General features: G+C 73.3%; 22 protein-coding genes and 1 pseudogene. 17 read left to right on the top strand and 6 right to left on the bottom strand.

The genetic code is table 11. The annotated features are described in order from the left end of the window. Positions 1 to 31 precede the first annotated feature (31 nt). Positions 32 to 355 (top strand): STAS domain-containing protein, encoded by a 324-nt coding sequence (locus AC1DZC_RS01025; RefSeq protein ID WP_477041927.1) that lies wholly within the window; start codon positions 32 to 34, stop codon positions 353 to 355. 69 nt (positions 356 to 424) lie between these two features. Here the strand turns inward: AC1DZC_RS01025 and AC1DZC_RS01020 are convergent, their stop codons facing one another. After that, a complete protein-coding gene (locus tag AC1DZC_RS01020) occupies positions 425 to 1,741 on the bottom strand; it encodes a hypothetical protein (protein WP_477041926.1) in 1,317 nt (438 codons plus the stop codon). 296 nt (positions 1,742 to 2,037) lie between these two features. Here AC1DZC_RS01020 and AC1DZC_RS01015 point away from each other — a divergent pair, with 296 nt between their 5' ends. The 11 genes from AC1DZC_RS01015 (at position 2,038) to AC1DZC_RS00965 (ending at position 14,826) form a co-directional block, all read left to right on the top strand. Further along, entirely contained in the window at positions 2,038 to 4,335 is a 2,298-nt protein-coding gene (locus tag AC1DZC_RS01015) for a sodium-translocating pyrophosphatase (RefSeq protein WP_477040488.1), read from the top strand. A gap of 60 nt (positions 4,336 to 4,395) precedes the next feature. Further along, a complete protein-coding gene (locus tag AC1DZC_RS01010; RefSeq protein WP_477040489.1) occupies positions 4,396 to 4,812 on the top strand; it encodes a MarR family winged helix-turn-helix transcriptional regulator in 417 nt (138 codons plus the stop codon). Continuing rightward, positions 4,809 to 5,444 (top strand): endonuclease/exonuclease/phosphatase family protein, encoded by a 636-nt coding sequence (locus tag AC1DZC_RS01005; RefSeq protein ID WP_477041925.1) that lies wholly within the window; start codon positions 4,809 to 4,811, stop codon positions 5,442 to 5,444. Before AC1DZC_RS01010 ends, AC1DZC_RS01005 begins: the two co-directional genes overlap by 4 nt. Positions 5,445 to 5,456: 12 nt before the next feature. Continuing rightward, positions 5,457 to 6,968 (top strand): DUF7059 domain-containing protein, encoded by a 1,512-nt coding sequence (locus tag AC1DZC_RS01000; RefSeq protein WP_477041924.1) that lies wholly within the window; start codon positions 5,457 to 5,459, stop codon positions 6,966 to 6,968. Positions 6,969 to 7,130: 162 nt separating this feature from the next. After that, on the top strand, positions 7,131 to 8,330 hold the full coding sequence (locus AC1DZC_RS00995; RefSeq protein WP_477041923.1) for an efflux RND transporter periplasmic adaptor subunit: 1,200 nt from the start codon (positions 7,131 to 7,133) through the stop codon (positions 8,328 to 8,330). Beyond that, positions 8,323 to 9,066: an ABC transporter ATP-binding protein gene (locus tag AC1DZC_RS00990; RefSeq protein WP_477041922.1), complete on the top strand. Its 744-nt coding sequence runs from the start codon at positions 8,323 to 8,325 to the stop codon at positions 9,064 to 9,066. The genes AC1DZC_RS00995 and AC1DZC_RS00990 overlap by 8 nt, the downstream gene beginning before the upstream one ends. Beyond that, positions 9,063 to 10,295 (top strand): ABC transporter permease, encoded by a 1,233-nt coding sequence (locus AC1DZC_RS00985; protein ID WP_477041921.1) that lies wholly within the window; start codon positions 9,063 to 9,065, stop codon positions 10,293 to 10,295. The genes AC1DZC_RS00990 and AC1DZC_RS00985 overlap by 4 nt, the downstream gene beginning before the upstream one ends. 12 nt (positions 10,296 to 10,307) lie before the next feature. Continuing rightward, the gene (locus tag AC1DZC_RS00980) at positions 10,308 to 11,270 is read left to right on the top strand and encodes a hypothetical protein (RefSeq protein ID WP_477041920.1); all 963 of its coding nucleotides are present in this window, start codon (positions 10,308 to 10,310) and stop codon (positions 11,268 to 11,270) included. Beyond that, positions 11,263 to 13,221 carry a hypothetical protein gene (locus AC1DZC_RS00975; protein ID WP_477041919.1) on the top strand — a complete coding sequence of 653 codons (1,959 nt, stop codon included), beginning with the start codon at positions 11,263 to 11,265 and terminating at the stop codon, positions 13,219 to 13,221. Before AC1DZC_RS00980 ends, AC1DZC_RS00975 begins: the two co-directional genes overlap by 8 nt. A gap of 116 nt (positions 13,222 to 13,337) precedes the next feature. Further along, positions 13,338 to 14,177, top strand: a complete 840-nt coding sequence (gene proC / locus AC1DZC_RS00970; protein WP_477041918.1) for a pyrroline-5-carboxylate reductase — start codon at positions 13,338 to 13,340, stop codon at positions 14,175 to 14,177. 31 nt (positions 14,178 to 14,208) lie between these two features. Then, positions 14,209 to 14,826 (top strand): TetR/AcrR family transcriptional regulator, encoded by a 618-nt coding sequence (locus AC1DZC_RS00965; protein ID WP_477041917.1) that lies wholly within the window; start codon positions 14,209 to 14,211, stop codon positions 14,824 to 14,826. Here the strand turns inward: AC1DZC_RS00965 and AC1DZC_RS00960 are convergent. Then, positions 14,805 to 15,188, bottom strand: a complete 384-nt coding sequence (locus AC1DZC_RS00960; RefSeq protein ID WP_477041916.1) for a DoxX family protein — start codon at positions 15,186 to 15,188, stop codon at positions 14,805 to 14,807. The two genes, AC1DZC_RS00965 and AC1DZC_RS00960, sit on opposite strands and share 22 nt — an antisense overlap. Before the next feature lie 61 nt (positions 15,189 to 15,249). On the opposite strand from AC1DZC_RS00960, the pseudogene AC1DZC_RS00955 reads away from it, so the two are divergent. Further along, a pseudogene (locus tag AC1DZC_RS00955) lies at positions 15,250 to 15,735 on the top strand (maleylpyruvate isomerase N-terminal domain-containing protein); the annotation flags it as partial. Positions 15,736 to 15,745: 10 nt separating this feature from the next. Next, positions 15,746 to 16,066 (top strand): hypothetical protein, encoded by a 321-nt coding sequence (locus AC1DZC_RS00950; RefSeq protein WP_477042128.1) that lies wholly within the window; start codon positions 15,746 to 15,748, stop codon positions 16,064 to 16,066. Positions 16,067 to 16,085: 19 nt separating this feature from the next. Here the strand turns inward: AC1DZC_RS00950 and AC1DZC_RS00945 are convergent, their stop codons facing one another. Continuing rightward, positions 16,086 to 16,793, bottom strand: coding sequence for a potassium channel family protein (locus tag AC1DZC_RS00945; RefSeq protein ID WP_477040501.1), 708 nt, complete (start codon positions 16,791 to 16,793; stop codon positions 16,086 to 16,088). After that, the gene (locus AC1DZC_RS00940; protein WP_477040502.1) at positions 16,786 to 18,162 is read right to left on the bottom strand and encodes a TrkH family potassium uptake protein; all 1,377 of its coding nucleotides are present in this window, start codon (positions 18,160 to 18,162) and stop codon (positions 16,786 to 16,788) included. The genes AC1DZC_RS00945 and AC1DZC_RS00940 overlap by 8 nt, the downstream gene beginning before the upstream one ends. Positions 18,163 to 18,280: 118 nt before the next feature. Here AC1DZC_RS00940 and AC1DZC_RS00935 point away from each other — a divergent pair, with 118 nt between their 5' ends. The 3 genes from AC1DZC_RS00935 (at position 18,281) to AC1DZC_RS00925 (ending at position 20,095) form a co-directional block, all read left to right on the top strand. After that, on the top strand, positions 18,281 to 19,471 hold the full coding sequence (locus AC1DZC_RS00935; RefSeq protein ID WP_477041915.1) for an acetoin utilization protein AcuC: 1,191 nt from the start codon (positions 18,281 to 18,283) through the stop codon (positions 19,469 to 19,471). 134 nt (positions 19,472 to 19,605) lie between these two features. Further along, on the top strand, positions 19,606 to 19,830 hold the full coding sequence (locus AC1DZC_RS00930) for a helix-turn-helix domain-containing protein (protein ID WP_477040504.1): 225 nt from the start codon (positions 19,606 to 19,608) through the stop codon (positions 19,828 to 19,830). Between the two features lie 166 nt (positions 19,831 to 19,996). Further along, positions 19,997 to 20,095, top strand: coding sequence for a 30S ribosomal protein bS22 (locus AC1DZC_RS00925; RefSeq protein WP_003792170.1), 99 nt, complete (start codon positions 19,997 to 19,999; stop codon positions 20,093 to 20,095). 387 nt (positions 20,096 to 20,482) lie between these two features. Here the strand turns inward: AC1DZC_RS00925 and AC1DZC_RS00920 are convergent, their stop codons facing one another. Further along, positions 20,483 to 21,007 carry an N-acetyltransferase family protein gene (locus AC1DZC_RS00920; RefSeq protein ID WP_477041914.1) on the bottom strand — a complete coding sequence of 175 codons (525 nt, stop codon included), beginning with the start codon at positions 21,005 to 21,007 and terminating at the stop codon, positions 20,483 to 20,485. Further along, positions 21,004 to 21,855, bottom strand: a complete 852-nt coding sequence (locus AC1DZC_RS00915; RefSeq protein WP_477040506.1) for an HAD family hydrolase — start codon at positions 21,853 to 21,855, stop codon at positions 21,004 to 21,006. Before AC1DZC_RS00915 ends, AC1DZC_RS00920 begins: the two co-directional genes overlap by 4 nt. Positions 21,856 to 21,895 lie beyond the last annotated feature (40 nt).

Here is a 21,895-nt window from a genome sequence, read left to right as displayed (position 1 = left end):
CCCTCCAAGGGAGGGATACGTGGACATTCGCGTGACCAGTCGGGACGTCGGTCCCCGCACCGTCGTCGAGGTCGCCGGCGAGATCGACGTGTCGTCCGCCGACGCCCTGCGCGACGAGCTCTCGAACGTGCTGGGCCGGGAGCGCACCGACCTCGTCATCGACCTGCGGGCGGTCCAGTTCATGGACTCGACGGGCCTCGGTGTCCTCGTCGGGACCCTGAAGAAGGTGYGGACCCAGGGCGGCACCCTGCAGCTCGTGATCGACAACGAGCGGCTGCTCAAGGTCCTGCGCCTCACCGCGCTGCTGCAGGTGTTCACCGTCCACGACACCCTCGAGGCCGCGCTCAGCGCGTGATCTCCCGCAGCTCCACGCTCCACGGTCCGGTCGCGGACGGGGCGCCGAGGTCGGCCACCCCGCCGCCGGTCACGTGAGGGTCACCTCGAACGGTGTGCCGTAGACCGTCCCCTCGAGCCACTCGAGGTCGTCGCTGGCCATCGAGACGCCGTTGTGGTGGATGCCGCCGAGGTACTGCGCCGGGTAGACGGTGTAGGTGCCTGCGGGTAGCGGCTCGCCGGTCGAGTCCCCCCACTCCTCGTCGCACGCCAGGAGCGGGCTTTCCTCGGCGACGGGCATCGTGACGCCGTGGCCGAGGTCCTCGCCGCTCATCCACCCGTCCATCGGCTGGAGCGTGGAGCCGACCACGACGCCGTCGCGCACGACGACGTAGTCCACCGTGTACGCGACGCCGACACTGACGCGGTCGGGGCCCGAGTACCGCAACGTGCCGTCGACGCGCAACGGGCTGCCGGCGGGGATCGTCGTCGGACCGGGGACGACCTGCAGCTCGAACATCCACGAGGTCGCCGGAGCGGCCGGCGCCGGTTTGCCACAGGTCTGGACCGACGCGGTGTTCGGGCTCGGCACGAGCGGGATGTCGGTCCACGGCGTGGCGCGCGCCTGCGTCGCCTCGCCGGTCACGGTGAACAGCACCGGCTCGCCGATCGACGTCCGAGCGGTCGCGGCCGCGAGGTCGGCGGCCTGCTCGATCGTGATCTCGCCCGCGTTCAGCTTCTGGGCCGCGTCATCGTCCTCGGTCGCCGTCGTGAACACGTCCCAGGTGACGAGCGAGTACGAACCGGCAGGAAGGGGCGCGCCCGCCGTCGAGGTGCCGTCGTCGCACACGGCCAGGTCGAGAGCTCCGCGGTAGTTCACGACGCCCGCGTCCGTGTACGGGTAGATGAGGTCGTCGCCGATGTCACGGCCCTCGTACAGGTCGCCGGCAGCGACGACGACGCCGTCACGCAGCACGGCGAGCCGCGGGCCGGCGGAGGGGACGAAGACGTAGGGCGGCGCGGCTTCGCCCGTCACCTGCCAGTGGGTCTGCAGCCCGAGGGGCTCGCCGGCGGTGACGGTCGAGGCGTCGAGGCGCAGGTCGGCGGAGAAGCCGATGGTCTCGACCGGGGCGGCGGGCGCGGCGTCGGCCAGCGCCCCGCACGTCCCGAACGGCAGCGCGGGGTCGCCGGTCGGAAGCACGACCGCGGGCGGCGCGGCCGGGGTCGGCGTGGGGGCCGTCGTCCGGCTCGCGGTGGGTTCCGCGACGGGCGCCGCCGCGCTCTCGCGCTGGACGGCGTAGGCGACACCGGCGAGCAGGAGCGCAACCGTCGTGATCCCCGCCGTGGTCCAGACGACGCGACGGCGATGCCCCCCGTGCTCCGGATCCGTGCTCGACTCGCTGCCCACTGCATCGCCCCCTCGTGCCGGCGCGTCCGGCCATGGCGCCACCCTGACGCAGGATCGACACGACAGGGGCGCGACACGATCACGATCAGGTTGCGACCCGGACGCCACCGTGGCAGCGCGCCCACGATCAGGTGAACGCCCGCCGTTCGCGCCGCGCTCGGGCGCCCGTCACACGATGGACGCGTCGTGGTGCGATCCAGGTCACATCTCATGGCTAGACTCGCCCGGTCACACAGCAACGGGGCTGGATGGCAGGCCGCGGTCCGGGGGGTCCGCGCCGGTGTCGAGGAGGATGCATGGTCGAGCTCGGGTCCACGAGCCTCACGATCGTCGGTGTCATCGCGGCGATCGCCGTCGTGTCACTGATCTTCGCTGTCGTACTACGCCGCCAGGTGCTCGCGGCGGGCGAGGGCACCGAGAAGATGCAAGACATCGCCAAGGCGGTGCAGGAGGGGGCCTCGGCCTACCTGAGCAGGCAGTTCCGCACCCTGGCGCTGTTCGCGGTCGTCGTGTGCGCCCTGCTCTTCCTGCTCCCCGGCGACGGCGGCGTCAAGGTCGGGCGGTCCGTCTTCTTCCTCGTCGGCGCCGTGTTCTCGGCGACGATCGGGTACCTGGGCATGTGGCTCGCGACGCGGGCGAACGTCCGGGTCGCCGCGGCCGCGTCCCAGCCGGGCGGGCGTGCCGAGGGTTCGCGCATCGCGTTCAAGACCGGCGGCTTCGTGGGCATGAGCGTGGTGGGCCTGGGCCTGCTCGGTGCCTCCGCGGTCGTCCTCATCTACAAGGGCGAGGCGCCCGCGGTCCTCGAGGGCTTCGGCTTCGGTGCCGCGCTGCTCGCCATGTTCATGCGCGTCGGCGGCGGCATCTTCACCAAGGCCGCGGACGTCGGCGCCGACCTCGTCGGCAAGGTCGAGCAGGGCATCCCCGAGGACGACCCGCGCAACGCGGCGACGATCGCCGACAACGTGGGCGACAACGTCGGCGACTGCGCCGGCATGGCGGCGGACCTGTTCGAGTCCTACGCCGTGACGCTCGTCGCGGCGCTCATCCTGGGCAAGGCCGCGTTCGGCGAGCAGGGTCTCGTGTTCCCGCTCATCGTCACGGCGATGGGGGCGATCGTCGCCGTCCTCGGTGTGGCGATCACGCGCGTCCGCGGCGCCGAGTCGGGCCTGACCGCGATCAACCGCGGCTTCTACATCGCCGCGCTGGTCGGCGTCCTGCTCTCCGCGATCGCCGCGTTCATCTACCTGCCGTCGACGTTCGCCGAGATCGACGGCGTCGCGTCCGGCCTCGCCGACCACGCGGGCGACCCGCGTCTCATCGCGTCGGTCGCGGTCGCCATCGGCGTCGTCCTGGCCGGCATCATCCTGTGGGTCACGGGCTACTTCACCGGGACGACGAGCAAGCCGACGCTCCACGTCGCGCGCACCACGCTCACGGGCGCGGCCACGGTCGTCCTGTCGGGCATCGGCGTCGGCTTCGAGTCGGCCGTCTACACCGCCGGCATCATCGCCGCCGCGATCTGCGGGGTCTTCCTGCTGGCCGGCGGATCGATCGGCCTGGCCCTGTTCCTCATCGCCCTGGCCGGCTGCGGCCTGCTGACCACCGTCGGCGTCATCGTGGCGATGGACACGTTCGGCCCGGTGAGCGACAACGCGCAGGGCATCGCCGAGATGTCGGGCGACGTCACCCCCGAGGGCGCGCAGATCCTCACGGACCTCGACGCCGTGGGCAACACCACCAAGGCCGTCACCAAGGGAATCGCGATCGCGACGGCCGTGCTCGCCGCGACCGCGCTGTTCGGCTCGTACGCGGATGCGGTGCAGACCGCCGTCAGCGACGTCACGGGCTCGGTCGGCAGCGACCTCCAGGCCGCGATGCTCAACTACCAGATCATCAGCCCGGTCACCCTCGTCGGCGTGATCCTCGGCGGCGCGACGGTGTTCCTCTTCTCGGGCCTGGCCATCGACGCGGTCACCCGCGCGGCCGGTGCCATCGTGTTCGAGGTCCGCCGCCAGTTCCGCGAGCACCCGGGGATCATGACGTACGAGGAGCGCCCCGAGTACGGCCGCGTCGTCGACATCTGCACGCGCGACTCGCTGCGCGAGCTGTCCACCCCGGGCCTCCTCGCGGCGTTCGCGCCGATCGCCGTCGGCTTCGGTCTGGGCGTCGGCCCGCTCGCCGGGTTCCTCGGTGGGGCCATCGCGGCCGGCGTCCTCATGGCCGTGTTCCTCGCCAACTCGGGCGGCGCCTGGGACAACGCGAAGAAGATCGTCGAGGACGGCAACTTCGGCGGCAAGGGCTCCGACGCCCACGCGGCCGCGGTCATCGGCGACACCGTCGGCGACCCGTTCAAGGACACCGCCGGCCCGGCCATCAACCCGCTGATCAAGGTCATGAACCTGGTCGCGCTGCTCATCGCCCCGGCCGTCGTGGCCGTCTCGGTGGGCGACGACGCGAACACGGCGCTGCGCATCGGGATCGCGGCCGTGGCCGCGGCCATCGCGTTCGGTGCCGTCATCGCGTCCCGCCTGCGTGCGGCGCGCGACGACAAGGGCGACCTGACCCGCGAGGCGGAGAAGCTGCTCGCCCGCTGAGGTCCGCACGTGACGCCCCCGGCCGCTGCTGCGACCGGGGGCGTCGCTATGGTGTCCAGCGTGCAGCGCAACGACCTGGTGCGGGAGGTGGCGGTCGCGTTCGCGGCGTGCACGCGCGTGGTGGGCAACGACGTCGACGAGCTCGTGCGGCCGAGCCGGCTGACCGCCCCGCTCGCCGAGCTCCTGTGGAACCTGGACCCGGAGACCGACCCGCCCGCGATGAAGGACCTCGCGCTGACGATGCGCTGCGACCGGTCCAACGTCACCACGCTGGTCGAGCGCCTCGGTGCGCTCGGGCTGGTGAACCGGTCGGAGGACCCGCTGGACCGGCGCTCGAAGGTCGTCACGCTCACGCCGGCGGGCCGGGCGACGCGCACCGTGACCGCGGGCGCGCTCGGCGAGGACTCCGCGTTCGCGGCCCTGTCCGACGGCGACCTGGTCGAGCTCGCCCGGCTGCTGGCACTGCTCGGCGCATGAGGGTCATGACCTACAACCTCAAGGGGTTGCACATGTCGGCCCAGGCGGCCGCGTCCGTCGTCCGGTCCGCGGAGCCCGACGTGCTCGCCGTCCAGGAGCCGCCCCGCGGACTGTTCGGCCGGCGTCGCATGCGCCGGTTCGGGGCGGCGGTCGGGCTGGTCCCGGTGGTCAGCGGCCGGGGCGCCCGCACGACGGCGCTGCTGGTGCGGGACGGTTCGGCGCACGGCGGTCGCGCGGTCCGGCTGTCGTGGCGGCCGGGACGGACGCGGCGCGGCGTCTCGGTCGCGGTCGTCGACGGGATCACGGTCGTCGTCGTCCACCTCTCGCTCGTGCGGGCCGAGCGGGCCGCGCACCTCGACCGGATCCTGACGACCGTCGTGCCGACGAGCCGGACCGTCGTGCTCGGCGACATCAACGAGCAGCCCGACGGCCCCGCGTGGGCGCGGCTGGCCACGCACCTGGGCTCGGCACCCGTGCCGACAGGCCCGACGTTCCCGTCGGCGGGTGCGCGGCAGCGGATCGACGCCGTCGTCGTGACGCCCGACGTGCTCGTCACCGGGGTGTCCGTGCCCGACGGCCCGGCGGTCGAGGCGGGCAGCGACCACCGGCCGATCGTCGTCGACCTGCACTGAGACACTGGCGTCGTGGAACACGACCCCGCCCTGATCGACCTGCTGCGCAGCGACCTGACCACCTCCGGCTACGGCGTCGCCGGCGTCGAGGAGGTCCTCGGGGCGGTCGCTGCCGACGCCCTGCACCGCGAGGAGCCCGTCCCTGCGCTGCGCGCTACCGCGGGTTCCGACGAGCCCGTCGCGGTGCTGGTGCGCGCGTTCCTGCTGGGCGCGGTCGTCCCGGCGCGGCTGATCGGCGCCGCGTTCCCCACGCTCGGCATCGACGGTGCGGTCGCCCTCGGGCTCGTCGAGACGGGAGCCGACCAGGTGCGCGCGCTCGTGGACCTGCGCCCGTACGCGGCGGTCGACGGGCGCGGCGAGGTCGACTGGTGGATCGCGTCCGACCTGGGCGAGCTGGCCACCGGGCACGCGCTGCGCACCGACCACGTGCTCGGCGTCGGCGGCGCCTCGACGACGCTGGCCCAGGTCACGGTCCGCGACCCCCGCGGGCTCGTCCTCGACCTCGGGACGGGCTGCGGCATCCAGGCGCTGCACGCGTCGCGCCACTCCCGGCGGGTCGTCGGCACCGACATCTCCCTGCGCGCGCTGGAGTTCGCGCGGTTCAACGCGCTGCTCGCGGGCGTCGACCTGGAGCTCCGCGTGGGCTCGATGCTGGAGCCCGTCGCCGACGAGCGCTTCGACCTCGTCGTCAGCAACCCGCCCTTCGTCATCACGCCCCGCACCCCCGGCATGCCCGCGTACGAGTACCGGGACGGCGGCCGCGCCGGCGACGCGATCGTGCAGGAGCTGGTCGAGGGCGTCGGTGCGGTGCTGGCGCCGGGCGGCGTCGCGCAGCTGCTGGGCAACTGGGAGGTCCGCCGCGGCGAGCAGTGGCACGAGCGCGTGGGCAGCTGGCTGGACGCGTCCGGGCTCGACGGCTGGGTGATCCAGCGCGAGCTGCAGGACCCCGCCCAGTACGCCGAGACGTGGATCCGCGACGGCGGCACGACGCCCGACCGCGACCGCGCGGCCTGGGCCTCCCGCTACGGGGCATGGCTCGACGACTTCGCGTCCCGCGACGTCGAGGCGATCGGGTTCGGCGTCCTCACGCTGCGCCGGCCGCTGTCCGGGGCGCCGTCGCTGCGCCGGCTCGAGGAGGTCACCGGCACGGTGCGTCAGCCGCTCGGACCGGCGATCGCCGCGTCCCTCGAGGCTCACGACTGGCTCGAGTTCCACGACGACGACGGCCTGCTGGCCTCGCACCTGGTCGTCGCGCCGGACGTCACCGAGGAGCGCTACCTGACGCCCGGCGACGCCGACCCGCAGGTGGTCCTGCTGCGCCAGGGAGGCGGCTTCGGCCGCGCCGTCCAGGCGGGCACCGCGCTCGCCGGGTTCGTCGGCGCGTGCGACGGCGACCTGTCGGTCGGCCAGATCGTCGCCGCCCTCGGTGCCCTGCTCGACGTGGGCGCCGACGCCGTCGCCGCCGACGTCCTGCCGTCGACCCGAGGCCTGATCCGCGACGGCCTGCTGCTCCCCTCGTCGTAAAGCTCCACCGAGCGTCCGCACTCGTGTGCCCCAGGGCGCCGACGAGTGCGGACGTCGCGTGCTTCTCACAGGTCAGCCACAGGCCGGTGCTACGCGTGGCCCAGGGGGTGTTCCTACGTTCGGCCCAGGCAGTTCGGCCTGGTCACAGACGTGAGGAACAAGATGCAGCGCGTATGGACGCGTACGAGTCCGCTCACGCGGACGCTCGGGCTGGTGGTCGTCGTGGCGCTCGCCGGCGGGGCCGTCTGGTGGTTCGGGATCCGGGATGCGTCGGCGGCGACGGCCCAGCAGATCACCCGGACGGTCGCCGCGAGCCTGACGACCATGGAGAAGTCGGTCAGCGGCACGGGGACGCTGACGCCGTCCGTGCAGCAGGACGTGAGCTTCGAGGTGAGCGGGACCGTCACCTCGGTGCCGGTCGCGGTCGGGCAGACGGTCACCGCCGGGCAGACGCTCGCGACGGTCGACACGCTGGAGCTGCAGGCCGACCTGCTACAGGCCAAGGCGACGCTGGCGAGCGCGCAGGCCAAGCTCTCGGACGCCAAGGACGCGGGCACGGGGACGACGTCGAGCAACGCGCAGATCGCGGCCGCACAGGCCCAGGTCGACGTCGCGCAGTCGGGCGTCGACACCGCGCAGACGGCGATGAACGGGGCGACGCTCGTCGCGCCGGTCGCCGGGCTGCTCACCGCGGCCACCCTCGAGGTCGGGGACGTCGTCGGGTCGGCGCAGGGTCAGGGCGCGACCGGGGACACGGCCGCGCAGTTCACGATCGTCTCGACCGACAGCTGGGAGGTCGAGGTCTCGGTCTCGGACGCCGACATCGCGCTCGTCGCGGTCGGTGACCAGGCGGAGGTCACCCTCGACGGAGATACGACGCCCGTCTTCGGCACGATCAGCGCGATCGGCCTGCTGTCCACCAGCGACACGGGCGTCGCGGCCTACCCGGTGACCGTCGCGGTGACGGGCGACCAGGAGGGCCTGCACGACGGGGTCTCCGCGGACGTGAAGCTCATCTACGAACGCCGCACCGACGTGCTCACCGTCCCGAGCCTGGCGGTCACCACGACCGACGGGAAGTCGACGGTCGACGTGCAGGATGCCGACGGCAAGACGACGACCGTCGACGTGACGGTCGGCGAGACGTCCGGGAACCTCACCGAGATCACCGACGGCCTGGCCGAGGGCGACGAGGTCGTGCTCGCGGTGTTCACGCCGGGCACCGGCGGGACCGGGCGGGACAACCAGCAGCAGGGCGGGCAGCTGCCCGGCGGCGGCCAGTTCTTCCAGGGCGACCCCGGTGGCGGCACGGTCGTCGGCCCCCAGCTCAGCGAGCAGGGCGGCGGTCCGGCGAATGGCTGAGCTGACGCTGCCGTTCTTCGACGAGGCGACGGCGACCGACACCTTCCCGGTCATCGACCTCGTGGACGTCGGCAAGACGTACACGTCCGGGAGCATCGAGTTCGAGGCGCTGAAGGGCGTGGACCTGCGGATCGAGCAGGGCGAGTACGTGGCCGTCATGGGCCCGTCGGGGTCCGGCAAGTCGACGCTGATGAACATCCTCGGCTGCCTGGACACGCTGAGCCGCGGCTCGTACCGGCTGGCCGGCGAGGACGTGAGCGAGCTCGACGAGATCGACCTTGCCGACATCCGCAACCGCCGCATCGGCTTCGTGTTCCAGCAGTTCAACCTCCTGCCGTCGCTGTCGGCGCTGCGCAACGTCGAGCTGCCCCTGGTCTACGGCCGGGTGCACGGCTCCGAGCGTCACCGCAGGGCCACCGCGGCCCTCGAGCGCGTCGGCCTCGGCGACCGCCTGGCCAACCGGCCCGGCGAGCTGTCGGGAGGCCAGCAGCAGCGCGTCGCGGTGGCCCGCGCCCTCGTCGGCGAACCCGCCCTGCTGCTCGCCGACGAGCCGACCGGCAACCTCGACTCGTCGTCGACCCACGAGATCCTCGGGCTCTTCGACGAGCTGCACGCGCAGGGCCGGACCATCGTGCTCATCACGCACGAGGCCGACGTGGCTGAGCGGGCCGAGCGGGTGGTGCGCGTCATGGACGGTCAGATCACCACGGACGGCACCTTGGACGGTGCCCGATGACCTGGATGGAGACCTTCCGCACCGGGTGGGCCGCCGTGCACACGCACGCGCTGCGCTCGATCCTCACCGTGCTCGGCATTCTCATCGGGATCGCCGCGGTGATCCTCACGGTCGGGCTGGGTCTGGGCACGCAGAAGGACGTCAGCGCGCAGATCAGCGAGCTCGGCAGCAACCTGCTCATCGTCCGGCCGGGCAGCAGCACCGGGACCGACGGCGTCCGCGGCGGCTTCGGCTCGCGGACAACGCTGACCACCGCAGACGCCGAGGCGCTCGCGTCGTCGGTGAACGCGCCCGACATCGGCGCCGTCGCCGCCGAGAAGACGTCGAGCGCGTCGCTGGAGGCCAACGACACCAACTGGAGCACCACGGTCACGGGCACGACGACCGACTGGCTCGACGTGCGCGGGCGGACCGTCGCGAGCGGCGCGTTCTTCACCGCCGACGACGAGGCGAAGCGCGCGGCGGTCGTCGTGCTCGGACCCGAGACGGCGCAGGAGCTGTTCGGCACGACGCGCGTCGTGGGGCAGACCGTCACCGTGAACGGCACGGAGCTCCGCGTGGTCGGTGTGCTCGAGGCCGAGGGCGCGTCCGGGGACAGCGACCTCGACGACGTCGCCGTGCTCCCGATGTCGACCGCGGCGGACACCGTGACGGGCGGGCTGAGCCGCAACGCGGTCTCGACGATCTACGTCCAGGCCGCCTCGACCGACCAGCTGAACGCCGCCTACCAGGAGGCGCAGACCCTGCTGCTCAACCTGCACGGGATCACCAGCGCCGACAGCGCCGACTTCACGATCAACAGCCAGGACGCGCTGGTGTCCACCGCGACCGCGGTCTACAAGACCCTCACCGTCCTGCTCACCGGGATCGCGGCCCTGTCGCTGCTCGTCGGCGGGATCGGGGTCATGAACATCATGCTCGTCTCGGTCACCGAGCGGACCCGCGAGATCGGACTGCGCAAGGCGCTCGGCGCCCCGCCGTGGGCCATCCGGCGGCAGTTCCTTGTCGAGGCCACGGTGCTCGGCCTCTCCGGCGGGATCCTCGGCGCCGCGCTCGGCATCGTCGCTGCCCAGGTCCTGCCCGACCTGCTCGACACCTCGGTCGTCGTGTCCGGCGCCGCGGTGGCCGGTGCCGTGGTGGTCGCCATGGGCATCGGACTCGTCTTCGGCGTCTACCCCGCCACGCGCGCCGCGCGACTGGCCCCCATCGACGCGCTGCGCGCGGAATAGCAAGGAGCTCCCATGAACACCCGACGTCGCACCGCGCTGGTGCTTCCCGCCCTCGCGGCGGCCACCGTCCTGGTGCTGAGCGCCTGCAGCGGCGGCACCGAGCCGGCTGCCGCGGCACCGTCCGCCGCCGCAACCGACGGTCCTGCGCGTGCGCAGCAGCAGGACGGCGGCCCCGGCCGCGGCGGCGCGTCCGGCGAGATCGCCTCCGTCACCGGGAGCGTGATGCAGCTGCGCAGCACCGACTCCCAGACCGCCGTGACCTGGACGGACACCACCACGTTCACGGCCCAGGTGGCCGGCACGCTCTCGGACGTCTCGGTCGGTGCGTGCGTCGTGGCAGCCGCGGCACCGAGCACGTCGTCCGGCTCTTCGGGCGGCTCGACGGGCACCGACACCTCGTCGCCGATCGCCGCGACGAGCATCCGGATCACCGAGCCGGCCGACGACGGCACCTGCACCCTCGGGGGCGGCGACTTCCGCGGCGGACCCGGCGGTGGGGGCGGCGACCTTCCCGACGGCGCACCGACCGACGCGCCGAACCCGCCCGCCGACGGCACGGCCCCGTCGGGCGCGCCCTCGGGTGCTCCCGGACAGCTGCGGATGTTCGGCGGCGGCGCGAGCGGCAAGGTCACCGCGGTCGACGGCGGGACGATCACGCTCGACGCGGTCTCGATGAGACCGGGTTCCGACGACACCACGACGACCTCCCGGACCGTCACCGTCTCGGCCGACACCGCGTACACGCGCACCCAGGCGGCGGACGCGACCGCGGTCGTCGTCGGTCAGTGCGCCACCGCGCGCGGCGAGGCCGACGACAGCGGCAAGGTCACCGCGACGACGGTCAGCATCTCCGCGCCGACCGACGGCTCGTGCACCACCGGGTTCGTCATGAACGGCGGCCCCGGCGGCTTCACCGGCGGCGGTCCCGGCGGGCAGCAGGGTTCCGACGACAGCCAGGGCGGCACCGATGCGTGACCGCGGCTCCGCCCCCGAGACCGCCGAGGTCCGGCCGTCCCTGGCGGCCCGGCGGCGGGCACGCCGTCGCCGGATCATCGTGCTCGGCACCGCCGGCGCGGTCGTGCTGGTCGCGGCCGGCGGAGGGGTCGCGCTCGCGGTGACCGGCGGCGAGGGCTCCCGGTACCGGACAGTCGCGGCCGAGAGGTCCAGCGTCGAGCAGCTCATCGACTCGGTCGGCACGATCGCCTCGGCCACGCGCCGCGACGCGTCGTTCTCGGTCTCCGGCACGGTCGCGAGCGTGAACGTCAGCGTCGGCCAGGTGGTCGCCGCCGGTGACAGGCTGGCGACCCTGGACACCGAGTCCTTGCAGGACGCGGTCGACAAGGCGCAGGCCGACCTGGCCACGGCGCAGCAGCAGCTCAGCGACGACCTCGCCTCGCAGTCGTCGTCGAGCTCGGACTCCTCGGACTCGTCGAGCTCCGCCGGCGACACGGGCTCGACCAGCGACACCGGCTCGTCGGGCGACACCGGCTCGTCGACCCCGTCGGCCGAGCCGAGCGCGTCCACCCCGCCGACCGGGGACACCGACCACGGCGGCGACGCGACCGACCCGGCCGTGGCGAAGGCCGTCGAGGACGTCCAGAACGCCCAGCAGGCGCTGCTCGACCAGTACCAGGTCGCGGCCGACGCGCTCGCCGCGAGCGGCGACAGCGTGACGGCGTCGCAGGCGTCGTGCGCGGCGTTCCTGGCCGTCGTCCCCACGGACGTCACGGGATCCGACGACGACGCGACGGACCCCGCGGACGCGTCGGACCCCGCTGATCCGGCCGATCCCACGGACCCGGCCGATCCCGCCGACCCTGCCGACCCGACCGCGCCCGACACGACAGCCGTCGCCCAGGCGCTCGCGGACTGCCAGGCGGCGCTGTCCGGCGCCCTCGACGCGCAGACTGCCACGGACGCCCAGCAGCAGGCTCTCCAGACGCTGGCGAAGGCGCTCGACGACTCGGTCGTCGCGCTGCAGAAGGCGATCGCCTCGTCGGCGTCCGGCGACACCCCGACCACGCCGACCACCCCGTCCACGCCGACGGACGCGTCCACGCCGACCGACCAGTCGAAGCCCTCGGCGTCCCCGTCGGCGCAGGCCACGACCCCTGCCGCGAGCAGCGGTCCCAGCGGCTCGACCGCCGTCGCGTCCGCGGCGACGATCCTGGCCGACCAGGCCGCGATCGACCTGGCCGAGGCGAACGTCGCGCTCGCGCAGAGCAAGCTGCCGTTCGCGACGCTGACCAGCCCGATCGCGGGCACGGTCGCGGCGGTCTCGCTGGCCGCCGGCGACTCGGTCGAGGCGTCGTCGACCACGGCCGTCGTCACGGTCATCGGGACCAACGGCTACACGGTCACCACGACGGTTCCGCTGAACAAGATCGACATCGTCCAGCTCGGCCAGAGCGCGACCCTCACGACACCGAGCACGGACGCGTCGCTCACCGGCACGGTCTCCAGCATCGGGATCCTCGACGCGTCGCAGACCAGCGAGCCGGCCTACACGGTCGTCCTGGCCGTGGACCCGACCGACGTGCAGCTGTACGACGGCGCGTCGGCGACGGTCCGGATCCAGGTCGCCGGCGCCGACCAGGTGCTCACGGTCCCCACGTCCGCGGTCCACGTGGACGGCACCGCGACGACGGTCCAGGTGCTGAAGAACGGCACCCCGACCGACGTCACCGTCACGGTCGGAGCGGTCGGCGCCGAGCGTACGGAGATCACCGACGGCCTCTCGCTCGGCCAGGAGGTGGTGCTGGCCGACCTCGACCAGGCCATCGACACCGGCACGTCGTCCTCGTCGAACGGCGGCCTGTCCGGGCTGGGCGGAGACGACCAGGGCCCGCAGAGCTTCGTGTTCGAGGGTGGCCCTGCCGGTGGCCCACCGGCAGGCTTCACGGACGGCGGCCCGGCGGGCGGCTGACCCGCGACGTCCGAGCAGATGCGCCCCAAGGGCCACATCTGCTCGGACGTGACGCCCGTGCACGGCCGCTGGGTAGGCTCTGCGCGTCGCGGGCGCGGCACGGACGGAGGACGACGATGACGGAGCAGTCCAGCCAGCAGGGCACCCCGCAGGTCGCGGTCCTGGGCGGCGGCGTGATGGGGGAGACCCTGCTCAGCGCGCTGCTCACCGCGGGTTGGGGCGCCGCTCAGGTCGAGGTCACCGAGCGGGCCGTCGAGCGCGCGGGCGAGCTGGCCAAGACCTACGGCGTGCGGACGGGCGCGTCGAACGCGCAGGCCGCCGGACGCGCCGACGTGGTCCTGATCGCGGTGAAGCCGAACGTCGTCGGGTCGGTGCTCGACGAGATCCGGCCCGTGCTGCGCGGCGGTGCGCTCGTGGTCAGCGTCGCCGCGGGCCTGCCGATCGCGAGCTACGAGAAGAGGCTCGCCCAGGGCACGCCCGTGGTCCGGGTCATGCCGAACACCCCCGCGGTCGTCGGCAAGGGCGCCAGCGCGATCGCGGCCGGCACCCACGCGAGCGCCGGCCACCTGGTCCTCGTCGAGAAGATGCTCGCCGCCACCGGGCTGGTGCTCCGGGTGGAGGAGAAGGACCTGGACGCGGTCACCGCGATCTCGGGGTCCGGGCCGGCGTACGCGTTCTACGTGATCGACGCGATGGCGGAGGCGGGCGTGCTGCTCGGCCTCAGTCGGGACGTCGCGACGAGGCTCGCCGTGGCCACCGTCGAGGGCTCCGCGGCGCTCGCGGCACAGTCCGGCGACCACCCGGCGGTGCTGCGCGAGCGGGTGTCGTCTCCGGGCGGGACGACCGTCGCGGCGGTCCAGGTGCTCGACGCCCGCGGCGTGCGCGCAGGCATCGTCGCGGCGGCCGAGGCGGCACGGGACCGGTCGCGCGAGCTGGGTGCCCAGTACTCGTCGTGAAGACCTGACGAACCCGTCCTAGGCTCGGTGCATGTCGACGTCCGAAGCCCGTCCGGCGGAGTCGGTCCGCCCGCGCGGCCGACGCCCTTCGGGTGGCGACACGCGCAGCACCATCCTGGCCGCCGCCCGCGACGAGTTCGCCGAGCGGGGCTACGACGGCGCCAGCATCCGATCGGTCGCGCGCCGCGCGGACGTCGACCCGGCGCTCGTGCGGCACTACTTCCAGGACAAGGCGGAGCTGTTCGCCGCGGGGATGGTCCCGGCCCACGTGGACCCCGAGGACCTCGTCACCCAGGTGATCGCGGGCGGGATCGACGGGCTCGGCGAGCGGCTGCTGCGGGTGGTCCTCGAGCTGTGGGAGGCCGACGGCGGTGCGGCGATCCGGGTCGCGTTCGCGGGCCTGAGCTCGAGCGAGGTGCACGCCGAGGCCCTGCTGGGGTACGTGGGACGCGAGGTCTACGACGAGGTCGCGCGCCTGTTGCCGGGCCCGGACGGAGAGCTGCGGGTCTCGCTCGTGGTGGCCCACGTGGCCGGCGTCCTCTTCTCGCGCAACGTCGCCCACCTGCAGCCGATCTCGTCGCTGCCCAGGGAGCGCGTCGTCGAGCTGGTCGCGCCGACACTCCAGCACTACCTCGCGGCACCCCTGTAGACGCTCCAGGCCCACGCGACCAGCGGGACCTGCACCGGCAGGCGCGCCCAGGCCACGGCGGTCCGGGTCGTGAGGCGTCGCGGCGACCGCACGGCCATCGTGACGTTGCCCGGGAACACCCCGACCAGCAGGACCGCCGAGGCCAGCCCGCCGGCCCGTCGGGTGCGCGGGACGACGAGCGTCGCGGCGCACCCCAGCTCGACCACGCCGCTGCCCAGCACCCATGGCCCGGGGTCGCCGAGCACGCGCGGGATGAGCCTGTGGAACACGCGCGGCCGGACCAGGTGGATCGCGCCGGAGGTCCCCAGCAGGGCGGCCAGCCCGAGCGCGGGACCGTGCCGGCGGAGCGTATCGGTGAGCACGCGTCACCGTAGATCGGGCGGACCGGGTGTGCATGTCGGTGACCGCCGCTAGCGTGCCCGCATGGACCAGCCACCGGAAGCCGACGCAGCGCTGACGCCCGCGGACTACGCCGACGTGATCGCGCGGGAGTCGGCGCGCGCGGCGGACGCGATGGCCGCGGCGCGTCCCGGCGCGGCCGTTCCCGCGTGCGACGGGTGGGACGTCGCCGACCTCGCCTACCACCTCGGCGAGGTGCAGGACTTCTGGTCGAGCCTCGTCGCGCAGGCGCCCACGGGACCGGACGACCTCGAGGAGACCGAGAGACGCGCGGACGCCGAGCTCGTGCCGTTCCTGCGGACCCGCACCACCGCGCTGCTCGACGCCCTCGCGGCCCACGACCCCGCCGATGCGTGCTGGTCCTGGTCGCCCGCCGGCGGGACGGTCGGCTGGGTGTACCGCCGGCAGGCGCACGAGGCGCTGGTGCACCGGGTGGACGCCGAGCAGACCGCCGGTCTGGCGGTGAGCGATCCCGGGGTCACCCTCGCGACCGACGGGGTCGACGAGATGCTGGGGCGTGATGGTCAGCGGCCTCCCGCCGTGGGCCGTCTTCACGCCGGACGGGTCCCGGGTGCGGCTGCGCGCGACCGACGCCACCCGCGACTGGGTGCTCGCGTTCGGCAGGTTCACGGGCACGTCGCCGAAGACGGGCAAGACCTACGACGACGAGTGCGCCGAGCTGGTCGCGGACGCCGGCGACGTCGCCGCGACCGTGAGCGGGACCGCGTGGGACCTCGACCTCTGGCTGTGGGGCCGTGCGTCCGAGGGCGCGGTGGACCTCACCGGCGAGCAGGCGGTCTGTGAGCGGCTGCGCGCGGTGATCGTCGAGTCCACGCAGTAGCCGGCCGGACGAGCGGCCGTCACGGCCGGGCGGCGAAGCGCTCCAGCAGGTCGGCGTGGCCCGAGACGATGATCAGGTCGTTCGACGAGAGGCGCGTCTGCGGCGTCGCGTAGACGAAGTCGAGCCCGGGGCTCTTCACGCCGACCACCGTCACGCCGTACCGCTCGCGCACCTTGGACTGCGCGAGCGTGAACCCCTGGGTCTCCTTGGGCGGCCGCATCTTCACGATGGTGAACCCGTCCTCGACCTCGATGTAGTCGAGCAGCTTGCCGGACACCAGGTGGGCCACGCGTGCGCCGGCGTCGGCCTCGGGCAGCACCACGTGGTGGGCGCCGATCCGCTGCAGGATGCGGGCGTGCTCGTTGCTGACGGCCTTGGCCCAGATCTGCGGCACCCCGATGTCGACGAGGTTGCCCGTGATGAGCACGGACGCCTCGAGGTAGGACCCGACACCGACGACGGCCACCGGGAACTCGCGGGCACCGAGCTGCTCGAGCGCGTCCGGGTTGGCGGCGTCCGCCTCGACGAGCGCGATCCGGCCGGCCCACTGCGCGACGAGCTCGGGGTTGCGCTCGACGGCGAGGACGTCCTGCCCGAGCCGGTCGAGGGTCGCGGCGATGGCGGACCCGAACCGGCCGAGCCCGATGACGAGCACGCCCGAGTCCTTCTTCGGCGCGCGCGGTGCGTTCTGCGACCCCTTGGACAGGTCGCCGAATCTGTCAGCCAATGATCGGCCTCTCTTCCGGTAGCCGGATGACCCGACGACGGTTGCGCAGCGCGAGCGCGGCCGCAAGCGTCATCGTGCCCGTTCGGCCGATGAACATGAGCACAGCGAGCACGTACTTGGCCTGATCGGGCAGGTCAGGTGTGATCCCGGTGGACAACCCGCAGGTCGCGAACGCGGAGATCACCTCGAAGAGCACCTGGTCGAGCGCGAGGTTGGTCATGGAGAGCAGGAGCAGCGACGCGACGAGCACGAACGTCGCCGAGACCATGGTGACCGCGATGGCGACCTGGAGCGCCTCGCGCGGGATGCGCCGACCGTACGCCTCGACGTCCTTGTCGCCGCGCCCCTCGGCGAGGATCGCCAGGAGCATGACGGCCAGCGTGGTCACCTTGATGCCGCCGGCGGTCGAGGCCGAGCCTCCACCGACGAACATGAGGGCGTCGTTGACCAGCCAGGTGGCCTCGTGCATGTCGCCGACGTTGACCGTCGAGAAGCCGCCGGAGCGTGGCATGACCCCGGCGAACAGCGCCGCGAGGGTCGTCCCGCTGAAGTCCAACGGCTTGAAGGTCTCGGGGTTGGTCCACTCGAACGCGGCGATGAGGAGAGCCCCGACGACGACCAGCGCGAGGCTCGTCGTGATCGTGAGCTTGGAGTGCAGGCTCCAGCGCCGCGGCTCGCGCAGGTGCCGGGCGACGTTGAGGATCACCGGGAACCCGAGCGAGCCGATGAACACGCCGATGATGATCGGCAGCAGGACCCACCAGTCGGACACGAACGGGTCCAGGCCGTACGTCGTCGGGATGAAGCCGGCGTTGTTGAACGACGAGATCGCGTAGAAGACCGAGTGCCACGCGGCCTGCCCCACCGACTCGTCGTAGATGAGGAACCGCGGGAACAGGACGACCGCGATGAACGCCTCGAGCGTCAGCGACGTGATGATGACGGTGCGGATCAGGGAGCCGACCTCGCCGAGACGGGTCTCCTTGGTCTCCGACGACACGAGGAGCCGCTGCGTCAGGCCGATGCGACGCGAGACGGCCATGCCGAGCAGCGAGGCCAGGGTCATGACGCCGAGGCCACCCACCTGGATCGCGACGAGGATCACGACCTGGCCCGTGGTCGACCAGTACGAGCCCGTCGGGACGACCACCAGTCCCGTGACGGTGCTGGCCGAGGTCGCGGTGAAGAACGCGTCGACGAACGGAGCGCGCCGACCGCCCGCGGTCGCCCACGGCGTCGAGAGCAGGACCGTGAAGATGGAGATGACCAGCGCGAACACGCCGAGCGCGAGCCGAGCCGGGGAATGACGAGCCGAGCGGTCGACGTACTCGCGCGCCCGCCACGCCACGCCGGGTCCACCCCGCGCCATCGAACCTCCCGCTCCGCACCCGAACGGGCTCACTCTGGCACGCGCGCGCCGCCGGGACCGAGCCGACACAGCCTCCGGCGGAATCGACACCGGCCCGGACGGGTGCGACGGTGGGCGCATGACGGAGCAGCCCCTCACCGGTCCGGTGCGCGTGGTCTGGTCGCGGGACATGCTCGCGTACGACTTCGGGCAGGGGCACCCGATGACGTCCGAGCGGCTGGACCTGACGATCCGGCTGGCCCAGGACCTCGGCCTGTTCGACGCACCCGACGTCGAGCTGGCCGACGCGGCCGTCGCCACCGACGACCTGCTCGCGACCGTGCACGACCGCGCCTACATCGCCGCGGTGCACCTGGCCGCGACCGACGGCGTGGTCGACCTCGACCGCGGGCTGGGCACCACGGACGACCCGATCTTCCCGGACATGCACGCGGCCACGGCGCGCGTCGTGCAGGGCTCGGTCGACTCGGCGCTGGCCGTCTGGGAGGGCCGCGCGGTCCACGCGGTCAACGTCACGGGCGGGCTGCACCACGCCATGCCCGCCGCCGCGTCGGGCTTCTGCGTCTACAACGACGCCGCGGTCGCGATCCGCGCCCTCCTCGACGCGGGCGCCGAGCGGGTCGCGTACGTCGACGTCGACGCGCACCACGGCGACGGCGTCCAGCAGGTGTTCTGGGACGAGCCGCGCGTGCTCACGGTCTCCATCCACGAGACGGGCCAGGCGCTCTTCCCGGGCACGGGCCATCCGCGTGAGACGGGCGGCGCCGAGGGCACGGCGGTGAACATCGCGCTGCCCTCCGGCACGGGCGACGCGGGCTGGCTGCGCGCGATCGACGCCGTGGTCCCCGCGGTCGTGCGCGCGTTCGCCCCCGACGTCCTGGTCACCCAGCACGGCTGCGACACGCACGTGCTCGACCCGCTGACCCATCTTCGGGTCAGCCTCGACGGCCAGCGCCGGGCCGCGGAGATCCTGCACGGGCTCGCGCACGAGGTTGCCGGCGGTCGGTGGGTCGCGCTCGGCGGCGGCGGGTACGCCGTCGTCGACGTGGTGCCGCGGTCGTGGACCCACCTGCTCGGCATCGCCACCCACCAGCCGATCGACCCGGCCACGGTGGTGCCGGCGAGCTGGCGCGCGCTCGTCCAGGAGCGGTACGGCCGACAGGGGCCGGACGTCATGACGGACGGCCGCGACGCCCGGTTCAGCCCCTGGTCGTCGGGCTACGACCCCGGCGACGACGTCGACCGCGCCATCCGCGCCACCCGGGCGGCCGTCTTCCCGCTCCTGGGTCTCGATCCCGAGCACGACTGAGGCGCTGGGCTGCACGAGCGAGTCCCACGCGTCCCCCCTTTCACTCCAGTCCCACGCGCCACTACGCTGACCAGGCGTCCTCCGGTGGACGTGCGACCGCGCACGTCGCAGGGCCTAGAAGGAGACATGACCGCATGAGCGAGCAGCCGGCCCGCACCCGGTACCTGACGGTGCTCGAGGTGGCCGAGATCATGCGCGTCTCCAAGATGACCGTCTACCGCCTGCTGCACTCGGGCGAGATGCCCGGCGTCCGCGTCGGCCGGTCCTTCCGCGTCCCGCAGGACGCCCTCGACCACTACCTGGCCACGTCGCTCCCGGTCGAGGCTCCTGTCGCCGACGAGGACCGTCGCAGCTCCTGAGTTCGACCGCGCGTCGCGGTGGGCCCTGAAGATCGCGTAAGGTAGAGCCTCGGACTTTCTGCGTGCGTGGACGACTCGGTTGCACCGGCATTGCACGCGCATCGATCGACCACCAGCAGGCACGGCCCGTCCGCCGGGCCTCCACCCGGAAGCGAAGTGAGGACCCATGGGTTCCGTCATCAAGAAGCGCCGCAAGCGGATGGCCAAGAAGAAGCACCGCAAGCTTCTTCGCAAGACGCGTCACCAGCGCCGCAACAAGAAGTGACCCCGCGCCGGGGCGACCCGGCGTAGGACGCAGCACGACGGGCTCGGCCGACGCCGGGCCCGTTTTGTTGTGCCCGGACACGGTGCGCCACGACCCGGTGCGCAGGCCCGCCCCCTTCGCTCGCGCCGCCCCTCTCTCGCGCGCCCCGCAGCCCTCGCCCCCGCGCGCGCCGGCAGCCCTCGCTCCCGCGCGCCCCCTCACTCGCGCGAGGTAGTGCGTTTCCGACGAGGTCGTCAGTTGCGACTCACTACGTCGCCGGAAACTCACTACCTCGTCGGGTGGAGGGCGACGGCGAGGGCGAGGGCGGGGGCGGGCGGCGCGGGGTGCGCACGGGTGCGGGCGGCGTGGCCGGTGGACCGGGTGGCGCGACGAGGGTGTGGGCGGCGCTCAGACGGCGCGCTCGAGGACGTAGTCGTCCTCGACGCGGGTACCGACCGTGAAGTGCTTGGTGCCGACGACGGCGAAGCCGGACCGCTCGTAGAACGCGCGTGCCCGACCGTTCTGCTGGTTGACGCCGAGCCACATGCCGGCGGCGTCGCGAGCACGGGCGACGTCGAGCGACGACGCCATGAGGGCGTGCGCTATGCCCGCGCCGTGGTGCGAGGGGTGGACGTAGCACTTCGACAGCTCGACGCTCGGCACGAGGGTCAGGGATGCCACGACCTCCGGGTCGGTGGGCGCGGTGAAGACGAGCATCGTGTAGCCGACGAGCTCACCGTCGTCGTCGGCCACCAGGACGGCACGGTCCGGCGCGGCCAGGTACGACGTGAACTGCGCGGGGGAGAGCACGGCGTCGATGAACGCCTGCTGGTCCTGCGCCGTGGAGCCCGGCGGGCAGGCGAGCGGGAACGTCAGGGCCGCGAGGGCGGAGAGCGGGGGGACGTCGTGCGGACGCGCGGGGCGGACGATCATGAGTCGTGCGACCCCCGCCAGGTGCGCAGGACGTTGCGCGCGACGAGCCCGAACGCCCAGGCCAGGCCGGCGGCGCTGACGACGGCGGTGCCGCGCCGGGTGTTGCGACGCCGCGTGCGGAACTCGCGGACGGGCCAGCCGACGAGCGCGGCGTGCCGACGCAGACGACGGTCCGGGTTGATCGCGCAGGGGAACCCGACCTCGGACAGGATCGGCACGTCGTTGGTGGAGTCGCCGTAGGCGTAGGACTCGGCCAGGTCGATGCCGTTGCTCGACGCGAGCGCCCGGACCGCCTCGGCCTTGGCGCGGCCGTGGAGCATGTCCCCGACCAGGCGGCCGGTGTAGTAGCCGTCCTTGTGCTCGGCGATGGTGCCGAGGGCGCCGGTCGCGCCGAGGCGCCGGGCGATGATGTCGCCGATCTCGCGCGGGGTGGCCGTGACGAGCCAGACGGAGTGGCCCGCCGCGATGTGCTCGTCGAGAAGCTTCTGGGTGCCGGGGTAGATGCGCAGCAGCAGGACCTCGTCGTAGACGTCCTCGGCGATGGCTGTGACCTCGGCGACCGAGTGGCCGGTCATGATCTCGAGCGCGCGCTGGCGGACCTCGTCGATCTGCTGCTTGTTCTCGCCGAACGTCAGGTAGCGGAACTGGTGCAGGCCGAACCGCAGCAGGTCGCGCTTGCGGAAGAACCCCCGCAGGTACAGGCCCTTGGCCAGGTGGAACGCGCTCGCCCCGCGGATGATCGTGTTGTCCACGTCGAAGAACGCGCCGGTGCGTGGTCCGTCCGGGCTGGCCCCGGGCTCCCGCGGGACGGGGGCCGGGGCGACGGGGCTCTCGGGGGCCGGACGCACGCTTCCACTCTAACGACGGACCCTGTGCCGGTGCGCACGA

The organism is Cellulomonas sp. P2_B4 (assembly GCF_056404795.1).
The sequence above is the reverse complement of the archived record's forward strand: the minus strand, read 5'-3'. Positions and strand labels throughout refer to the sequence as shown.

What these genes read in the sequence shown, in the direction of transcription:
- AC1DZC_RS01015 (WP_477040488.1), top strand. Translation starts at nt 2,038, where the DNA reads ATGGTCGAGCTCGGGTCCACGAGCCTCACGATCGTCGGTGTCATCGCG.
- AC1DZC_RS01005 (WP_477041925.1), top strand. Translation starts at nt 4,809, where the DNA reads ATGAGGGTCATGACCTACAACCTCAAGGGGTTGCACATGTCGGCCCAG.
- AC1DZC_RS00995 (WP_477041923.1), top strand. Translation starts at nt 7,131, where the DNA reads ATGCAGCGCGTATGGACGCGTACGAGTCCGCTCACGCGGACGCTCGGG.
- AC1DZC_RS00990 (WP_477041922.1), top strand. Translation starts at nt 8,323, where the DNA reads ATGGCTGAGCTGACGCTGCCGTTCTTCGACGAGGCGACGGCGACCGAC.
- AC1DZC_RS00985 (WP_477041921.1), top strand. Translation starts at nt 9,063, where the DNA reads ATGACCTGGATGGAGACCTTCCGCACCGGGTGGGCCGCCGTGCACACG.
- AC1DZC_RS00980 (WP_477041920.1), top strand. Translation starts at nt 10,308, where the DNA reads ATGAACACCCGACGTCGCACCGCGCTGGTGCTTCCCGCCCTCGCGGCG.
- AC1DZC_RS00975 (WP_477041919.1), top strand. Translation starts at nt 11,263, where the DNA reads ATGCGTGACCGCGGCTCCGCCCCCGAGACCGCCGAGGTCCGGCCGTCC.
- proC (WP_477041918.1), top strand. Translation starts at nt 13,338, where the DNA reads ATGACGGAGCAGTCCAGCCAGCAGGGCACCCCGCAGGTCGCGGTCCTG.
- AC1DZC_RS00965 (WP_477041917.1), top strand. Translation starts at nt 14,209, where the DNA reads ATGTCGACGTCCGAAGCCCGTCCGGCGGAGTCGGTCCGCCCGCGCGGC.
- AC1DZC_RS00950 (WP_477042128.1), top strand. Translation starts at nt 15,746, where the DNA reads ATGGTCAGCGGCCTCCCGCCGTGGGCCGTCTTCACGCCGGACGGGTCC.
- AC1DZC_RS00940 (WP_477040502.1), bottom strand. Translation starts at nt 18,162, where the DNA reads ATGGCGCGGGGTGGACCCGGCGTGGCGTGGCGGGCGCGCGAGTACGTC.
- AC1DZC_RS00935 (WP_477041915.1), top strand. Translation starts at nt 18,281, where the DNA reads ATGACGGAGCAGCCCCTCACCGGTCCGGTGCGCGTGGTCTGGTCGCGG.
- AC1DZC_RS00930 (WP_477040504.1), top strand. Translation starts at nt 19,606, where the DNA reads ATGAGCGAGCAGCCGGCCCGCACCCGGTACCTGACGGTGCTCGAGGTG.
- AC1DZC_RS00925 (WP_003792170.1), top strand. Translation starts at nt 19,997, where the DNA reads ATGGGTTCCGTCATCAAGAAGCGCCGCAAGCGGATGGCCAAGAAGAAG.
- AC1DZC_RS00920 (WP_477041914.1), bottom strand. Translation starts at nt 21,007, where the DNA reads ATGATCGTCCGCCCCGCGCGTCCGCACGACGTCCCCCCGCTCTCCGCC.